Source organism: Cryobacterium sp. TMS1-13-1 (assembly GCF_004403125.1).
Lineage (GTDB): Bacteria > Actinomycetota > Actinomycetes > Actinomycetales > Microbacteriaceae > Cryobacterium > Cryobacterium levicorallinum.
Genome location: NZ_SOGX01000009.1, coordinates 51,621 through 69,944 on the forward strand (window position 1 = coordinate 51,621; position 18,324 = coordinate 69,944).

An 18,324-nucleotide genomic window follows, 5' to 3' on the forward strand; every position below is an offset into this window, starting at 1 on the left:
CAGTTTCTGCGCCACCACTCTGCGCTACCACCCGAAGGCGGCCGATGTTCGATTTCACCATGTTGCGATTGCGCCGCACGCCGATCATCATCAGCGCGATCGCCGCCCTGATCGTCATTGTGGCGAGCCTGGTGCTGCCGCGCTTCGTGGCCAGTCTCGGCTTTATCGTGATTCCGCTGGCCCTGCTCGCCTTCGTCGCCGTGGTGACCCTGTTCCTGCTGCCCGTGCACGTTCTGCCGGCCGTGGCACTGGTCATCTTTGCGCTCATTCCGGCCCGCGTGCTTCCCCAGGACGGCCCGATCGGTGCCTTGCCGCTGACCACCATGATCATCGTCATCTGGGCGTTGCGCCGGTTGATCACCACCACGGCGAACGTTCCGCTCACGACGGTACCGGCCCCGTTCAAGTCGGCTACCCGCTACTTCGCGGTGCTCTTTCTGGTCTGGTCGCTGTTCACGCTGCTGCGCAGCCCCGACCTGCAGGCGAGCCTCGGCTGGACTATCAGTTTCAGCGCCGGCGCGTTGCTTCCGCTTTTCATCGGCACCGCGAGCCGGGAGGCCTTCTGGATTCGGCGGGTCTGGCTTCTGCTCGGCGCCTGGCTCGGAGCGTACGCCCTGATCGAGGGGGCGCTGCGCGCCAATCCGATCTGGGGCACGCTGTACACGGTGCTCGGACTGAGCGACAGCCAGCACTGGTCGGTGTATCGCGCGACCGCATCGTTTGGGCATCCGCTGTTCGCCGGCCTGTTTTTTGCCGTCGCCTGCGCCCTGGGGATCGGCGTCTGGCTGCGCGAGGACTCGAAAGCGGCCCTCGTCACCGCGATCCTGAGCGGCCTCGGCCTCGTCGCCACCGTCTCGCGCGGCGCCATCCTGTCGGCGGCGATCGCCATCGGTTTCGCCTACTTCGTGTCGCTGGTTCTGCGCGGCGAAAAGCGCTGGGGCAAATTCGCGCTGCTCGCGGTGCTCGTTGTTGCGGGCATCGTCGCACTCTTCCAGTTCGATGCCTTTACCGCCCGCAACAACTCGGTCGAGGCCGAACTGTCGTCGCAGGCCCGCGACCTCGGCGTCTGGGTGTCCCTGCAGGCCGCGAATCTGACCGGTTGGATCGGGTCGGGGCCTGGCACTTCCGGCATCACCGGGCGCCTGTTCAACGAGGTCACGATCGAGAATTCGCTGCTGCAGCTGCTGATCAGCATCGGTCTGCCCGGAGTGCTCCTGTTTCTTCTCGTGATCGGCTCGGCCGTGGCGCACGCGCTGTCCCAACGTGCCGTCGGCGCCGCGGCCGCTCTCGTCGCCTACACCGTCTGTATCGCCGGATTCAACGCGATCGACGCACTGCGCCCGATGCACCTGCTGCTTGGTTGCCTGTTGATTCTGACGCTGAATCCGGGCAAAACGGATGCCGCCGCCGGGCTTGGCACGGCGCCGGCACGACGATCACTCGCTCGCCCCAAACGGGGGTATGCGCGCCTCTAACGTGCCGCCGGCTGGCACGCTACTCTAAACCGACAGATTCTCAGTTACCGCCGGCATTTCCTGCCGGCCCGTAAGGGGTATGGGCGTGACGACGATAGGTTCGACAGGCACGGGCTCGACAGGCACGGGCTCGACAGGTGCGGTCACGACAAGAATCACCGTGTTGCAATCGCTGAGTGCACCCGATGGCACCACGCGCTACGTCAACCAGGTCGTCGAGGGCGCTCCGGACGCCGTGACCATGCGGTTCTTCACCTGGCGCACCGCGCTACTGGGCCGGTACGACGTGTTGCACGTGCACTGGCCGGAGCTGCTCATTCGCGCTCCCCGGCCGCTCAAGGCGAAGCTTCGTCGCGCCGCTCTCTACGCACTGCTGCTGCGCGCGCGGCTGCAGCGCATTCCGATCGTGCGCACCATGCACAACCTCACCCCGCACGAGGCCGGACAGAACGCGGAAACCCGCGCCCTCGAGGCACTCGATGCCCGGACGGCGCTCGTTATTCGACTGAATCCGACCACTCCGGTCGAGCCGGAGTCCAAGGCCGTCACCATTTTGCACGGCCACTATCGGGACCGCTTCGCCGGCATGCCGCTGCCGGACTCCGTGCCCGGGCGCATCCTCTATTTCGGACTGATTCGACCTTATAAGGGGGTCGAAACCCTGCTGCAGGTGTTTCGCTCGGTGCCGGGCGCGGATCTGACGCTGCGCATCGTCGGCCGTCCGTCCAGCGGCCTCGGTGCGGTCATAACCGCCGAACAGGCCGAGGACGAACGCATCAGCTCGGTGCTGCGCTTCGTCTCCGACGAGGAACTCGTGGTGGAGGTCGGCGAAGCGGAACTGGTTGTGTTGCCCTACCGCGAAATGCACAATTCGGGCGTTCTGCTCGTCACCCTCTCCCTGGATCGGCCGGTGCTCGTGCCATCGACACCGTCCAATCTGGCCCTGGCCGAGGAGGTCGGCCCCGACTGGATCTATCTGTACGAGGGCGAGCTCACGCCGTTGATCCTGCGCCATACCCTGGAGCGGATGCGCGCCGCCGGCTCCCGGCCGCGCCCCCACCTTGACGGGCGCGACTGGAAAACCCTGGGTCTGCAGAGTTATGGCACCTACCTACGGGCCTTGCAGCTGACCGGTCGGCCCCGCCGGAGCATCCGTTGACCGCGACGATGCCACCATCGACCCCCTCCGCCCCGTTTCCCCGTTCCACCGCCGGACTCGGGCACACAGCAGGCCGGGGCGCATCGACGACCCTGGTCGGCCAGCTCATTCGCATCGGCGTGCAGCTCGGCGGCATCGTCGTGCTGGGCCGGTTGCTCGACCCGAGCGATTACGGGCTCGTCGCCTCGGTCGCCGCCATCATCGGTGTCGGCGAGGTGCTGCGCAACTTCGGGCTGTCGTCGGCGGCGATTCAGGTGCGCGAGCTCAGCCGGCAGCAGAAGGACAACCTGTTCTGGATCAACAGCCTGATCGGGCTCGCTCTCATGCTGCTGGCTGTGCTGTTCAGCCCCTTGATCGCGACACTGTACGGCGACGACCGGCTCGTGCTGCTCACCCAGGTACTCGCCGGCACGTTTCTGCTGAACGGCCTCGCCACCCAGTTTCGGGCCGATCTCAACCGCAACTTTCATTTCAAGGCACTGGCCGGCTCGGAGATCGGCGCGCAGGTCGGCGGGCTGGCCATCGGCATCGTCATGGCGCTCAATGGTTTCGGCTATTGGGCCCTCGCCGGGCAGCAGATCAGCCAGGGCATTCTTACCATCATCATTCTCGTTCCCATCACCAACTGGTTTCCGGGCTGGTTTCACCGCAAGACGCCGATGCGACACCTGATCGCGTTCGGCTCCAACCTGGCCGGCACCCAGCTGCTCGGCTACGCCAGCCGCAACACCGACACCATCGTGATCGGCGCGACCCTCGGCGCGGGCCCGCTCGGCCTATACAACCGCGCTTTTCAGCTGCTGCTGCTGCCGCTCAACCAGATCAACGGCCCGTCCACCCGGGTGGCGCTGCCGGTACTGGCGCGGCTGCAGGACGACCCGGCCAAATACGACCGGTTCATTCTGCTCGGGCAAACCATCATGCTGCACGCCGTCACCATCGTGCTCGCGTTTTCCTGCGCTCAGGCGCTGCCGATCATCAGCATCGCGCTCGGCAGCAATTGGCTCGGCTCCGCGCCAATCTTTCAGATTCTGGCCATCGCCGGGTTCTTCGAGGCTGCGGCCTACGCGACCTACTGGGTGTTTCTGTCGAAGGGCGTCACCAAGCAGAACCTGTACTTCGCCCTCTGCACCCGGCCGCTACTGGTCGCGTTCGTGCTGCTCGGCTCCTTCTGGGGCGTCTACGGCGTCGCCGCCGGATATTCACTCGGCGTCGCCCTGATCTGGCCGATCGGCCTGTGGTGGATCAGCCGGGTAACGGATGCCCCGGCGCGCACCATGTTTTTCTCCGGCGTTCGCGCCATCCTCGGCTACGGCTTCGCCACCGGGGCGTCCTGGGCTGCCGTGCAGTGGATTCCGATCGAACTGCCCCTCGCCCGGGTGGCGCTCGGCGGTGTTGCGCTGCTCGTCGCGATTGGCATCGTCATGCTGGTCTGGCCCCGGTTTCGGCGCGATGTTCGCTCGATCGCGCAGGCCCGCAGCTTTCTGCGGTCGGCGAAGGCCTCACCCGCTGTTGCCGGTGGGTCCACGACGGCGACCGATCAGCTCACTCCGGCGCCCCCCGCTGCCGCGCGCAAAACCCGCCGCGGTGGGCGCACCCGGCTGCGCATCGTGCGCAAACTGGACCGGATTTTGCACGGCCTGGCCGCGGCATCCGCTCTGCCGTATCTGCGTGATCGGCGCACACTGCGCCGGGCGATCGGGCAACTGGGGCCGGCCCCGGCGGGCACCGAGCGCTGGCACGTGCTCGTTGCCCCGCCCGGCGAGGGAAACATTGGCGATCAGGCCATGATCGAGGCGTACCTCGAGAACGTCACAGGGCCGGTGCGGGTACTCGTGCGGGGCCCCACTGATGTGCGCATTCCGGCGGAACATTCCGCCCGGGCACGGCTCGAGCCGATCGCGCACCTGATCTATGGCAACGACCGCGCCCACCGACAGTCCATGGTGCAGCTCGCGGCCGTGCTGAGCGGGGCCCTGTCACTGACCGTGGTCGGCGCCGACATCATGGACGGCGCCTACAGCGTGCGGGCCTCGTCACGGCGAGCGGATGTCGCGAGCCTGGCCCGCAGCGTCGGAGTTGAAGCGCGCATTCTCGGCTTCAGCTGGAACGGCCACGCCAATCTGGGGGTACGCCGTTCACTCGGCCGCGCCGGTCGGTTGGGAACCCGGCTGCAGCTGCGCGACCCGGTCTCATCCGCGCGAGCTCGCGCCGACCGATTCAAGAACGTGATCGACGTCGCCGACGCCGTGTTCGCGGTGCGCACAAGCTCGCCCACCGCCGCCACGGAATACCTCGGCACCGCGCCGACGCCCTACGCCGTGGTGAACGCGAGCGCGCTGGTCGGGCGCAGCTTCGACCAGATCTCGGAGTACGCCGTGATCATCACCGCCCTGCTCGAGGCCGGGCTTCGGGTGGTGCTGCTGCCGCATGTCGTGCGGCACAGCGGCGACGATGCCGCCGCCTGCCGCGCGGTGTTCGACCGGTTCGCCCAGGGGGCCGGCGCTGAAGATCGGGTGGTTCTGGTGAACCGGCTGCTCACGCCGGCCGAGGTGCGCGGACTCTGTGCTGGGGCGTCAATCGTGCTGACCGGTCGCATGCACCTCGCCGTGCAGGCGCTGTACCACCGGGTTCCCGCCGTCGCGCTGTCCACCCAGGGCAAGGTCGCGGGCATGATGAGCCTGTTCGGCACGCAGGATCTGTGCGTAGAACCGGGCGTCGGCCTGGCCGAGCGTATGGTTCCCGTCGTGCGCGCGGTCCTCGCCCAGCGAGGCGAGTACCGCGCCCGCCTGGCCGCCCAGCTGCCCGAGGTGCAGCGCCTCGCCGCCCTCAATTTTACCGGGCTTGCGAGCGGCGCCCGAGCCAACCCACCCCGATCTAACCAGCCCCGATCCCGACCCACATTCTCGCGACCACGCGACGACAGAGAAGGCCGAGCATGACCCAGCCCACATCGCCCGACACCACCCCTCCCCCGGTGAACCCGAAGCCGGCGCACCCACTGCTGCGCCGCATCCTCTTTGTCATTCCGTCGCTGCACGGCGGGGGCGCGGAATTCGTCGCGCGCACCTGGATGGGCTGGCTCGCCGACCAGGGCTACGAGGTACGTGTTGTGCTCACCGCCGGCGATGTGGAGCCGGGATACCTTCCCGAGGGGGTCGAGGGGCGATCTCTCGCCGGACAGCACGGGCATGTCGCGAAGACCGCGGCCCTGCGGCGCAGCCTGATCGACTGGCAGCCCGATGTCGCCGTGGCCCTGCAGGTGTATCCCAACCTCGTGCTGCTGACCGCGGCCCGGCTGCTGCCGGCGCGCGTGCGACCCCGGGTGCTCGTGAGCGAACGTAATCTGGTCTCGCTCGGCCTGCCCGGCTCGAGTCTCGCCCACCGGGTCAAGATCGGCATCGCCAAGCGGATATATCGGTGGGCTGACCATGTCATCGCCATCTCGCATCCGGTCGCCGCTGAGCTGGTCTCGGCGTTCGGCGTGCGCGGAGACCGCATCACCGTCGTCGCCAACCCGGCCACTGCGAAGCTGCGCGGAACACCGCGCGGGCCGGGCCGGACGAGTGTGCACGCCCGCGTTGCCGGAGACGGAGCCGTGACCGAGAGCGGAGCCGACCGGACCGGCACCGCTACGATCGTGGCGCGCGGGGCGCGGCGGCCCGGGACGGCCAACGGAATTCAGATCGTGCTGGCTTGCCGGCTGGTCGAACAAAAGCGACCGCTGCTGGCGATTGCGGCGGCGGCCGAACTGGCCAGGCGGGGCGTCGCTGTCGAGGTCGTGTCGTTCGGCGGCGGTCCGCTGCTTGGCGATGTGCAGGCCGCAGCCCGACAGGCCGACGTGATCTTTCACCACCGCGGCTGGGTCGAGACCTGGTTCGACGAGTTCGGCGACAACGCCGTGGCCCTGCTCACCTCGAGCCGGGAGGGCTTCGGCAACGTACTGGTCGAGGCCGCCGCGGCCGGGTATCCCTCGGTGGCCGTATCGGGGGCGCTCGGCGTAGCGGATGCAATTGTGCCCGGTATCACGGGCGAGCTCGCGTTGTCCGCGCGGCCCGCGGACCTCGCGGACGCCATTCTGCGCGCAGCCGAGCTCCCGCTCGACCACATCGAGCCGTGGCTGGCCCGCTTCTCCGAGCAATCGAGCGGCGCCGACCTGGAGCGAGTGCTCATTTCGACGCTGGAGCGCGCATGAGAATCTTTGCCTCGGCCATGGGCCAGATCGACAATGTCGGCGACACCGTGCTGCGCCGGGCCTTCCTCGACGCCCTGCGGGAGGCCGGCGAGCTGCAGGTGTTCGTCGGATCCCGAGCTGACTCCTACCTGAGCGGACTCGGTCTGCACGACGCCGATCGGCTGTTTCGCACGAGCACCGACTGGCGACGCGAGATTTCACGGTCGACGCTGCGGGAAGCATCCGTTTATGCCTTCAATGCCGGGGAAATGGAGCTGCAACGCGCCTACGCGCTGCGCTATCTGCGCCTTGCGCCGCACCTCGCGCTCAATCGGCTGCGCGGCGGGCACGCCGTGCACACCGGGTTCGGCGTGCGGCAGAACACGAAGTGGCGCATTCCGGTGGCCGCGACCCTGCGCCTCTGCGACCTCGTGGCCTGGCGCGACGACTATAGCCTGGCAGCGATGGGGCACGGCCGCATCGCTCCCGACTGGGCTTTTGCCACCGGGGCAGCGGATGCCGACCTGCTCGCGTCGACGCCCGACCGGCCGCTGCTCGCCGTGTCGGTGCGCTACAACGGGCGGCGCCCGGACTCCGAGTGGATTCAGGCCATGCGCGGCCTCGCCGGCGCCTTCGGGCTGCAGATCGTCGCGGTCTCCCAGATCGAACGCGACGGACCGCTGGCCGAGGAACTCGCCGTCAAGCTCGGCGGAACCGCGCTGGTTTGGGATGGACCGGACCATGCCGAGCAGGAAGTGAAGCTGCGGGCGGTCTACCAGCGGTCGCTGCTCGTGGTGACCGACCGGCTGCACGCGGCGGTGATCGGACTGACCGAGGGCGCCCTGCCGCTCGTGATCGCCGAGGGCGGACACTCCAAGGCGGCGCGCACGCTCGATGCGGTCGGCATCAAGGGCGCCACGATCGACTGGACCCTGCCAGACGCCGCGGCGCTCGAGCGTCGCGCCCGCGATGTGATCAGCCGCCGGGAACCGATTCTGCGGCACGTGGTCGAGGCCCGGGCTTCGCTTTTGGAGTTAACCCGTTCGATTCGAAAGCTGACCGAGTGAGCGAGGCCGACGCGACCGAGTGGCCGGTCGTGAGCGTCATCGTTCCGGCCTACAACGCCGCCGAGTTTCTGGAAGGTGCCATCGACCGGCTGCTCCGCCAAACTCTGTCCAACATCGAGATCATCGTGGTCGACGACGGCTCAACGGATGCGACGGCCGCGATCGGTGCGCGGGTGGCCGGCGCGCACGCATCCGTTCATTTCTTTCAGCAGGAACGCAATGGCGGAGTCGCGCTCGCCCGGAGCCGGGCGGTCGCCGAAAGCCGGGGTGAGTTTCTCTGGTTCGTCGATTGTGACGATGATTGGGCCGAGTCCGCGCTGGACAAGCTCGTGACTGCGGCCCGGTCGACCGGCGCCGACGTGGTGATCTGCGGCGCGGAGTACGTCTATCCCGGCCAGCGGCGCGCCCTGGCCGCGCCCGCTCTGCCGCAGCCGATCACCGGTGCGGCGGCATTTGGGCTGCTGCTCGACGGCGACATCACCGGGCATCTCTGGAACAAGCTGTTCCGACGTGCTCTCGCCAGCGAGATCGAGTTCACGCCGGCCCGGGTGCACTCCGATCTGGCCATGGTCGCGCAGCTGCTCGCCGCGTCCGATCGGGTCGCCGCGATCAGCGACACGCTCTACTTCTATGTCGTGCGCGGCGGGTCGATCATCCGCTCCGGGTCGCGCCGGGCTGAATCGCTGCTGTTGGTCGAGCAGGCCGTCACCACTGCCGCGATCACCCTCGACACCCGCATCATCGGCTCCAACTCGTACGGCTATTTTCGACTGCGCTACGTGCTGCTGTCCGGGCTGAAAGACGCTCTGAGCGGTCCATACGACGCCGAGGAGCGCGACGAGATCGTCGCCGAACTGCGCTCGCGGCTGACCTGGCGGCTCGTGCTGCTCGCCGCGCGCCGCCGCGATTGGAAGCGCCTCGCGCTGGCCGCCACCGCCAAGGTGAGCGTTGGGCTGCACCGTCGTGTGCTGCGCCTCGCGGCCGAGCAGGGCACCGCCTGAGCTGCCTCGCTGCGGCATCCACTCGCCAAACCGCGAATTTCAGCCACCGAGCCGTGAACCTCGTGCCGATTGGAACGATTTTTCGCGGTGGAACTCACGGCGCGGCAGAGTCGCTGCATCCGCCCGCCGGGATATTTCGTCACGCGGGACAGCGGCATTCGGGGCACCTTCACAGGAAAGTGAAACGGATTCGACTTTGGTGATCGATAGGCTCAGTGCCATAGTTCAATCCGAGTAGTCCCTACGCTGTCGGTCATCGAACACTGAATACGCACCATGCACCCACCGGGCCAGCATCCGCCACCAGGCACCTGTCAGAACGACACGCTGCTTCAGATCACGCGGAATCACGACACTCCTGCCCGGATCGCCAAGGTCGACGAACCGACCCTCGCCCGCGCAGCCGGTGCGACCGCTACATCAGCTCGTTCGAACCGTACCTAGCGCTTCGAACGCGTACAGCACCCGCTGTCCATTCGTGAACCCGATTCTCCGGAGGACGTCCACCGTGCCCCTTTTTCGCCAGCCCACTGACAGTAAACCGCACGCTCACCGGCCCACGACGTCCGCCCGCCACGCCGTGATCGCTGTCGCCGCCCTCTTCGCTGTCACGATTGCGGTGCTCGCTCCCCTCACCATTCCTGTTCCAGGCGGTGAAGTGGCGGCCGCCGCGACCGTACGCACCGTGATCGACAGCAAGTCGTCAAAGATCAACTATTCCGGAACCTGGCGCACCACCGGCAATGCCGCCGACCGCGGCGGATCGGTGCGGTTTCAGTTCAGCCCGGGCAGCGCCTCGATGACCTTTGAGGGATCCAGTGTCGCCTACGTGACACGCACCACCACGAGCTCCGGAAAGAGCACGGTTTCCATCGACGGCAAGGTCGTCGCAATCGTCAACGGTTACTCCGCGACCACCCAACACAAGCAGACCGCGTTCAGCACGACGGGCCTCGGCAGCGGCAGCCATACCATCATGATCACCCGCACCGGCAAGAAGGACCCCCGCTCCACCGGTACCAACAGCATCATTGACGCGTTCGTCGTCAATCCCGGAGCCGCTTCCGCTCCAGCACCGGCGCCGATCGCCGCCCCAGCTCTCCCGCTCGTGCAGACGCCGTCCGGCGTGCACCGCTACGCCGACTGCCCGGCCGCAACCGAGGCGGTGAGCAACGCCGCCGAGCTCATGTCCGCCGTCGACCGTGCCCGACCCGGGACCGTCATCCACCTGGCGCCCGGCACCTACCGGGACCAGATCAACATGCACGCGAACGGCACGACAGCCGACCCGATCTGGGTCTGCGGCCCGCGTGACGCCGTCATCGATGTCGGCAGCGTTCAGGACAACCACGGCATCCAGATCAAGAATTCCTCAAACCTCGTGATCGCCGGCATGACCGTCACCAACAGCCTCAAGGGCATCAGCGTGGTTCACAGCACCAACGTCACGATTGCCGACACGCGCGTCGAGAACATCGGCTACGAGGGCATCCACTTGCGTGATTTCACGACCGACAGCACCGTCGTGGGCAACACGATTTCACGCACCGGCCAGCGCGATGCGCAGTTCGGCGAGGGCGTTTACATCGGTACCTCGGAGAACAACTGGTGCGCGCAGACCGACTGCAGGCCGGATCGTACCGATCGCATCCGGGTGCTGGGCAACACGATCAGCAGCACCAGCGCCCAGCCGATCGAGGTGAAAGAAGGCACGTCAAACGGCGTCATTCGCGACAACGTCATCGACGGCGCCAACGGCATGCGGGACGCTCAGGAATGGGTCAAGGTCAAGGGCAACGACTGGACCATCGTCGGAAACACGGGCAGCAACAGCCCCCTGCACGGCTTCGCGGTCAACGGCAGTGTCGCGGGCTGGGGCCTGCGCAATACCTTCACCGACAACTCCGGTGCGGTCAATGCCGGGGGATACGCCTTCTTCATCCACGAGAAGGGCCGCAAGGGCTCGAGCGACACCGAGGTCTCGTGCGCGAACTCGGTCACCCGCGCGGCCGAGGGCTTCTCCAACCTCCCCTGCACCGGGTAGCGGCTGCGGCGCGCGGCCGAACGCTGCACGCGCTGAGCTGAGTTGCTCGCGCCAGCAGCAAACCCGCGTGGCCGAGCAGTGCGACAGAAGTCCGGGAGACAAAAGGCCGGGAGACAGAAACTCAAGGGTTCAAAAACCACTCTAGGCACTTTCACAGGAATGACGGGTGCCGCACGTCGGACAGCCCGCTGCCTCCTTCCCGTCGAGTCGGTGACTTAGCCCACAATGGGCATTAGCACTGGTCAGGGCCAAATCAAGAGGCTCGCTCAGTTTCGCAGCAGCCGACCGCCGAGACTGACGCTGCAGCGCACGCGCACGCCCGCGCGAGGAGAGGCATTCGCATCCGCTTGATTCGTGCCCACAAACCCATTTGCACACGGGTAACGTGCAGCAGTTCAGACGCTAATTGACGACGTGAGCACGGCGATCACCGCCGAGCATCACGAAGATCATGTGCGTCGAAAACCCTCGGGTTCACGGACGTAACAACCAAGTCCATGAACATCCGGAAGGTCCACTATGTTGTTCCCCCGCTTCACCCGACGTGCCACCATCGCCGCCGTCGCCATCGCCGCGCTGGTTCCGCTCAGCGCCATGATCCCCACCGCAGCGGCCTCCGCAGCGGCCTCCGCCGCGACAGCGCCCGCCGGCACCACGGTGATCGACAGCGCCTCCGCAGAGGTCAAGTACGCCGGCACCTGGCGCACCACGGGCTCACCCTCCGACAACGGAGGATCGGTGCAGTTCGCCTCCACAACGGCAACGAGCGCCTCACTGACCTTCACGGGCTCGACCGTGGCCTTCATCACCCGAATGACCAGCAGCTCGGGCACGAGCGATATCTCGATCGACGGCAAGGTGGTCGCCACGGTCAACGGCTACTCCGCCACGACGAAGTACCAGCAGAGCCTGTTCAGCACCACGAACCTCTCCAGCGGGACCCACACCATCAAGGTCAGCCGCACCGGCCAGAAGGATTCCCGATCCACCGGAACCAGCAGCATCGTCGACGCGTTCCTCACCAAGTCCCCCGCAACCGCAACCGCGCCAGCGCCGGCGCCCACCCCGACCGCCACCGCGGTCCCGGTGACCACGACGGCCACGACGGACGCCCCGACCGGCTCGACCACCATCGACAGCGAATCGGCGCAGGTCACGTACGCCGGCACCTGGCGCACCTCCGGCTCCAGCAACGACTCCGGCGGATCGGTCAAGTTCTCGACCACCTCGAGCAGCGCTTCCTTAACCTTCCAGGGTTCGAGCATTGCCTTCATCACCCGTCTGACCAGCAGCTCCGGCACGAGCAACGTCGCCATTGACGGCCAGGTCGTCGCTGCGGTCAACGGCTACTCCGCGAGCACGGCCTATAAGCAGGTTGCTTACAGCACGACGAGCCTCTCCGCCGGCACCCACACCATCACGGTATCCCGCACCGGCCAGAAGGATGCCCGCTCCACCGGAACCAGCAGCATCGTCGACGCCTTCGTCGTGTCGGCAGTGCCGAGCACCGCGCCCACCCCGGCACCGATCAGCACCCATCGCTACGCCGACTGCCCGGCCGCGACCGTCACCGTGACGACCGCTAAGGAGCTCATGACCGCCGCGGCCCAGGCACAGCCCGGCACCGTCATCAAGATGGCCCCCGGCACCTACAACGCCCAGATCAACATGACCGTCAACGGCACAGCCAGCAACCCGGTCTGGGTCTGTGGACCGCGCACCGCCGTGGTCAACGTCGGCAGCATCCAGAACAACCACGGCATCCAGATCTCCAACTCCTCGAACCTCGTGGTCGCCGGAATGACCGTCACCAACAGCCTCAAGGGCATCAGCGTGATCCGCAGCAAGAACGTCACCATCGCCGACACCCTGGTTGACAACATCGGCTATGAAGGCATCCACCTGCGGGCTTTCACCACCGACAGCAAAGTCGTCGGCAACACCATTCGCAATACCGGCAAGCGCGACCCGTTCTACGGTGAAGGCATCTACATCGGGACCTCAGACGCCAACTGGTGCGCCCAGACCGACTGCCTGCCCGACCGCACCGACCGCACCCTCCTGATGGGCAACACCATCAGCCTCACCGGCGCCCAGCCGATCGAGGTCAAGGAAGGCACCTCGAACGGCATCATCCGCGACAACGTCATTGACGGCACCAACGCCATGCCGCGCGCCGAGGAATGGGTCAAGGTCAAGGGCAACGACTGGCAGATCTACTACAACCAGGGTGCCAACAGCACCATGCACGGCTTCGCGGTCAATGGAAGCGTTGCCGGCTGGGGCCTGCGCAACGTGTTCTTCGATAACACCGTTCCGGTCAACGCCGCGGGCTTCGGCTTCTTCATCCACGAACAGGGCAGCAAGGGTGCCAGCGGCACCAAGGTCTACTGCTCCAACACCGTCACGGCTGCTGGGTCCGGTTTCTCGAACCTGGCCTGTACCTCTTAGCCACCCGGTCGCTTCGTCGTTCGAGTGCAGTGGTCCAGCTGCGCTCGACCAACGGAAAGACCGCGGCAGCCGAATAGGTAGTCTCAAAGGCGGATCTGGCCAGATCCGCCTTTTTGGCGCGCCAGGGGGCATCCGTCATCGCCCGGTGCAGGGCCGCCTCGAGGGCGTCGACGTCGCCGGGCTCCATGAGCATGCCGACCCCACCGGCCAGGACGGCCGGCACCCCACCGACGCTGGTCGCCACGACACAATTGGTGCGCGCCATCGCCTCGAGAATGAACATAGGCATCGCCTCGTCGCGGGAGGGCAACACCGCGATCGCGGAGCGCTCGAGCAGCTCCATTAGGGCAGCATGGCTGAGCGGGCCGACAAATTCCGCCCCAGTCAGCGGCTGCGCAGGCTGGTCGCCGATCGGCCCGGCAATGACCAATTTCCAGAGCGGATGCTGCGGCGCGAGCCGTTCCCACGCCGCCACGAGCATGTCGACGCCCTTGCGCTTGCTGACCGCACCGCCGAACACGACGAGGTTCTCGATCTGCCGCACGGCACCAGCGGCGACGGCGTTCGGCACGAGTACGACCCGCTCCCCCGGCACGAACTCCGCCGCCGCAGCGTGCGATTCAACCGACAGGGTCAGCACCACGTCGGCGGAGCGCAGCACGCTCCCCACCAGACCGGGGCGCTTGCGGGCGAAGTCGGCAAACGAACTACCGTGCAGCTGTGCCACGGTCGCGAAACCACGCGCGTGGGCCAGGGCGAGCAGCGCGCCTTCCCGCGCGAAGGATCCGCCCTGGGACAGGTGTGCAACGACGACGGTGCGCTCCGGGTTGGCCAGCCGCAGCAGCTTCCAGAAAGCGGATGCTGCAACCCCGGCCGCGCGCAGCCCGCCGCTGCCGTCCCGCGAGGACACCACACGCAACTCGAAGTCGACAAAGGAATGCGCCAAATAGCCATTGACCACCTGACTCATGCCGCCGGCGACCTCACCGCTGCGTCCAACGTGCACGGCAATGAAACGTTCGGCCGTGCGCCGGGATACGTGCCACTGGGCGGCGACCGGGGTGGTATTGAGCGGGTCAGCGTTTCGCGGGTTGATCGTGAGTGCCGCTATGTTGATCGGCTCGGTATCGTCCGCTTCGCTGATGCTCACCGCACACTTTCGATGCTCAGCACCTGGTCGAGCAGGCGACGCACAGTCTGTAATTCGGCCTGCGCTTCGGCCAGGCCGGCCAAAATGGGCTCGCGCCGGCCGAGCAGGTTCTGCAGCCGATCCCGGATCTGGGCGCCACTGAGTCCTGCGCTGTCAATGCTCACGTCGTGCAGACCGGCCGCGGCAAAATGCCGGGCGATCTTGTCCGCCCGACCACCTTTGGGCTGTCCGCTGACCAGGAGCGCGGCCGGAACTGCTCCCTCGGTGAGCGCGCCGACAAGCACGTGCAGCCGGTCGCTCACGGCGAGCGCCGCCCTTCGGTAGAGGTCGCGCAGGCACTGCTCCTGCTCGTCGTGGCCGGTGCCGTTCCAGCGCAGGGCCTGCCCGTCGAGGTCGGCGGCGAGTTGGCCGCACTTGTCGTCGTCGCGCAGAACCTGGGTCACGCACCAGATCGTGAGGCCATTGTCGGCCGCCACGGCTCGCACCCCGGCGAGCCACTCGTCGCTCGGGTAGTCCAGATCGGAGCGCATGGATACGACCAGCACGTCGCGAACCTCGTCGGCCAGATCACGCTTTTCTGCCCGACCGTCGCTCGCAAAGGCGAGGTCGGGCATGATGCGGCCCTGCCCGAGATATCCGGCGGTGGCGGCATCGCGCCAGAGCGACAGATTGGACAGCGCAATAGACGGACCCATCAGGGCGCGCGGCAGCGGTGCAAAATTGCGGCTGCCCACGCCCACCCGGGCCACCCGGCCATGTCGAGCGCGCACGAGCGCGAGCACCGGCAGCATGGCGAGGTGCTCCTTCATGCCGATCAGGGTCAGCTGAATTTCTCCCGGCTTGAACACGTACGATGCCCGGCCGCGGGCGGCGCTGCGCAGTGCCGCCGCGTACCAGGCACGAAAGGACCGGTACTGCACATCGTCCGGCGCCAGGCCGAGTCCTTCCGCGTAGCCATCGGGGGCTTCGCCGACATAGATGTGCAGCGGGCCGTTGGGCCGCAACCAGTCGAGCAGCTGCCGGCGGAGCAGAATGTCACCAATGTTGTCGTACTGTCCGCGGGCCGGCACGAAAATTTCGCGCGGCATCCGCTCGCCTGGTGCGGTGGCGCTCATCGGTCGGTGGTCAGCGAAACGCTCACGCCGGTGTCGATCGCGCGGCCGGCAGCGAAGCGGATAATCTCAGCCGTCAGATCGGGCGCATCAACGGCCCGAGCGACTCCGAGGCATTCGGCGAGCTCGGCGATCTGCATCTGGTGGTCGTCGACGTGTTCGCCGCGGTGCTTGCGGCGGGTCACGATCACCGGGAAGACCCCCAGCTCAAGCAGGCCCATGAAGGTGCCAACGCCGGCGTGGGTGATCACGACGTCGGCCGTGAGGGCAGCATCGACGAACATCGCGGTCGGCATCATCTGGTGTACCTGACCGGGCAGGTCGGTCCGGTCGGTGGTGAAACCGAGCTGCCAGACGGTGCGGTCGTCGGCGAGGCCGCTCGCGAGCACGGCATCGACGAGGGAGTCGAACCGGTACCCCTCGATGGTGCCGAGGGTGACGAACAGGCTGGGGCGGTCCGGCGCGTGTTTGACCAGCGCATGGTACGTGGAGAGCACACTCGGGTATGTTCTCCACCGCTCCGTCGCCCAGGCCGGGTGCTGGGTGCGCACGCTGACTAGCCGGCTGGCGGCGAGCACCCGCCCGCTGAGTGAGGGGCCTTCCACTCGCGAGACGCTCTCGATGTACAGGCTGGGCACGCCGCTGATCGCGGCCTGGGGCAGCGCGGCCACGGCCAGGCCGGCCCCCGTGCTCACAGCACCGTCGAAGGTTTCGTGTTTGAGCACCCGCCGGACGATTCCGGCCGCGCGCATCATGCCGAGGTAGTCGCGCGGGCGTACATAGGGCACGTGGATGCGGCGCTGACCGGCCAGCAGGGATCGGCTTTGCATGGAGTCAAAGGTGACCCAGAGCGAGCTCGGCGAGGCGCCAAGTCCGGGGGCGAGGCGAACGAGCTGAGCGAGATGGCCGCCGGTTGAGGCGACGAGCAGAAGCTTCCGTTGCTTGGGCGGCAGCGGATCGAGCGGGTACGACGAGTGCACGGACACTGAGGCTCCCTTCGGGTAAAGCCTGGGTGGGACGGTTTCGAACGTGCGTCATCGAACGTGCGCTATTCGGGCGGTGGAGTTGTCGATCGGCGAAGCTGAACTGGTACGGCTGAGCAGGTGTCGCTGAATTACCAGGTGACGCGGGTGTGGGTCGGGTTGTCTGTCGAGGAAATGTCGCTATCGACCGGAGTCGGGCCGCGATCGATCGCGGTCGCGGCGGCGGATCGGCTCGGCCGCAGGGACGGGCGCAGGGACGGGCGCGGCGAGACCGCGAATCCGCCGTCACGCACGAGCGCGTCGGGGCCGCGGGTGGGGACCATGGCAAGCACGACGCCGAGCGGCGTCGTGCCGACGGCTTCGAGGGCGTCGAACGCGGCGAGCAACTCGGCCTCACGCACCCGGTTGGCGCCAACCACCAAAACCGTGCCACCGGTCCAGCGGCTGAGCACAGCAGCGTCGGTGACCGCGAGCACCGGCGGGGCGTCGATGAGTACGTAGTCGTAGCTGCTGCTGAGCACATCGAGCACGGTGCCCATGGCCGTCGAACCGAGCAGTTCGCTCGGGTTGGTGGGGATCTTGCCGGAGGAGAGCACGGTGAGCGGATGCAGCGTGCCCCACGATTGCAAGGAATCCTTGAGCGGCACATCCCCGACCAGCACATCGGTCAGGCCGCGGTCTGGGTCAAGGCCGAGGTAGTCGGCCAGCCGGGGCGTGCGCAGATCGGCGTCGATCACGGCGACGGTCGCGCCGCTCTCGGCGAGTACGATGGCAAGGTTGACCAGGGTGGTGGTCTTGCCCTCACCCGTGACGGACGACGTCACGACCAGGCTGCGCCGGCTGGTATCGGCGTCGGCGAACTCGAGGTTCGTGCGCAGCACCCGGAATGCCTCGGCGCGTGCGGTGGCCGGACCGTCGGGGGTGATGATCGGGTTGGCGTGCGCTTCAAGGGGGATGCCGCCGAGCACTGGCAGCACCGTGAGGCGCTCGATGTCGTCACGGTTGTAGATGCGACGATCGAGCAGTCCGATCAGGAATGCGGTCACCAGGCCGACCAACAGTCCAATGAGCAGGCCGACAGCGAGGTTGAGGTAGAGCTGGGGCAGCGCTGGGTTGTCCGGCACCACCGCAGGGTCGAGGACACCGACCGTGACCGGGCTGGCTCCGCCGTCCGCTGGGGTTTCCAGCTGGTTGATGACCACGTCGGTGAAGCTTTCCGACACGGCCTCGGCGAGCTGCTGCGCGGCATCCGCTGTCGAAGCGAGGGCGGTGATTTCGATGACGGCCGAACCGGGCTGGGTGGTGGCGGTGACCCGCTCGGCCAGGTTGGCGGCGGTCTCGTCGAGACCCAGGCTCGTGATCACCGGGTCGAGCACGCGCGGGCTGGTTGCCACGTCGAGGTAGTAGGGCAGCTTCTGCACGACAAAGTTATTGCCCTGCACCAGGTCACCGGGGGTGGATCCGATCTGAATCTGCGCGGCTACGAAGACCCGGGTCGAGGCCTGGTATTGCACGGGGGTGAGCAACGCGGCTGCGGCCCCACCGACGACGCCCAACAAGGTGAAAGCCACGATGAGAATCCATCGCTTTCGTAGAATTCGAGCCAGACGCTTCAGTTCCATGCGTGCTTCTCTCCGCGTGATTAATGCGTCGTACTTCGGGTGTACGACGACAGAAACCTATGGTGGCATAAAAATCCTCACTTTTG

General features: G+C 67.1%; 12 protein-coding genes. 8 read left to right on the top strand and 4 right to left on the bottom strand.

Annotation, left to right across the window (positions count from 1 at the left end):
• The first annotated feature begins 44 nt into the window (after positions 1–44).
• From E3T31_RS08460 to E3T31_RS08495, 8 genes are all read left to right on the top strand, one after another.
• Positions 45–1,475 carry an O-antigen ligase gene (locus tag E3T31_RS08460; RefSeq protein WP_166788433.1) on the top strand — a complete coding sequence of 477 codons (1,431 nt, stop codon included), beginning with the start codon at positions 45–47 and terminating at the stop codon, positions 1,473–1,475.
• 160 nt (positions 1,476–1,635) lie between these two features.
• Positions 1,636–2,634, top strand: coding sequence for a glycosyl transferase (locus E3T31_RS08465; RefSeq protein ID WP_198416998.1), 999 nt, complete (start codon positions 1,636–1,638; stop codon positions 2,632–2,634).
• Complete coding sequence (locus E3T31_RS17735; protein ID WP_206750312.1) at positions 2,631–5,576, top strand: oligosaccharide flippase family protein; 2,946 nt, start codon at positions 2,631–2,633, stop codon at positions 5,574–5,576. The genes E3T31_RS08465 and E3T31_RS17735 overlap by 4 nt, the downstream gene beginning before the upstream one ends.
• Positions 5,573–6,829 carry a glycosyltransferase gene (locus E3T31_RS08475; protein WP_134468350.1) on the top strand — a complete coding sequence of 419 codons (1,257 nt, stop codon included), beginning with the start codon at positions 5,573–5,575 and terminating at the stop codon, positions 6,827–6,829. Before E3T31_RS17735 ends, E3T31_RS08475 begins: the two co-directional genes overlap by 4 nt.
• The gene (locus tag E3T31_RS08480) at positions 6,826–7,875 is read left to right on the top strand and encodes a polysaccharide pyruvyl transferase family protein (protein WP_134468351.1); all 1,050 of its coding nucleotides are present in this window, start codon (positions 6,826–6,828) and stop codon (positions 7,873–7,875) included. The genes E3T31_RS08475 and E3T31_RS08480 overlap by 4 nt, the downstream gene beginning before the upstream one ends.
• Positions 7,872–8,876, top strand: coding sequence for a glycosyltransferase (locus E3T31_RS08485; protein WP_166788441.1), 1,005 nt, complete (start codon positions 7,872–7,874; stop codon positions 8,874–8,876). Before E3T31_RS08480 ends, E3T31_RS08485 begins: the two co-directional genes overlap by 4 nt.
• A 508-nt stretch (positions 8,877–9,384) precedes the next feature.
• The gene (locus E3T31_RS08490; protein ID WP_134468353.1) at positions 9,385–10,920 is read left to right on the top strand and encodes a right-handed parallel beta-helix repeat-containing protein; all 1,536 of its coding nucleotides are present in this window, start codon (positions 9,385–9,387) and stop codon (positions 10,918–10,920) included.
• A 519-nt stretch (positions 10,921–11,439) separates the two neighbouring features.
• On the top strand, positions 11,440–13,371 hold the full coding sequence (locus tag E3T31_RS08495; RefSeq protein WP_134468354.1) for a right-handed parallel beta-helix repeat-containing protein: 1,932 nt from the start codon (positions 11,440–11,442) through the stop codon (positions 13,369–13,371).
• Here the strand turns inward: E3T31_RS08495 and E3T31_RS08500 are convergent.
• The 4 genes from E3T31_RS08500 to E3T31_RS08515 all read right to left on the bottom strand — a co-directional run bounded on the left by E3T31_RS08500 (position 13,325) and on the right by E3T31_RS08515 (position 18,238).
• Complete coding sequence (locus E3T31_RS08500; protein WP_134468355.1) at positions 13,325–14,521, bottom strand: glycosyltransferase family 4 protein; 1,197 nt, start codon at positions 14,519–14,521, stop codon at positions 13,325–13,327. The genes E3T31_RS08495 and E3T31_RS08500 overlap by 47 nt on opposite strands.
• Positions 14,518–15,636 (bottom strand): polysaccharide pyruvyl transferase family protein, encoded by a 1,119-nt coding sequence (locus tag E3T31_RS08505; protein ID WP_134468356.1) that lies wholly within the window; start codon positions 15,634–15,636, stop codon positions 14,518–14,520. The genes E3T31_RS08500 and E3T31_RS08505 overlap by 4 nt, the downstream gene beginning before the upstream one ends.
• Positions 15,633–16,619 carry a glycosyltransferase gene (locus E3T31_RS08510; RefSeq protein ID WP_198416999.1) on the bottom strand — a complete coding sequence of 329 codons (987 nt, stop codon included), beginning with the start codon at positions 16,617–16,619 and terminating at the stop codon, positions 15,633–15,635. The genes E3T31_RS08505 and E3T31_RS08510 overlap by 4 nt, the downstream gene beginning before the upstream one ends.
• 128 nt (positions 16,620–16,747) lie before the next feature.
• Positions 16,748–18,238: a polysaccharide biosynthesis tyrosine autokinase gene (locus tag E3T31_RS08515; protein WP_134468357.1), complete on the bottom strand. Its 1,491-nt coding sequence runs from the start codon at positions 18,236–18,238 to the stop codon at positions 16,748–16,750.
• Positions 18,239–18,324: the final 86 nt, after the last annotated feature.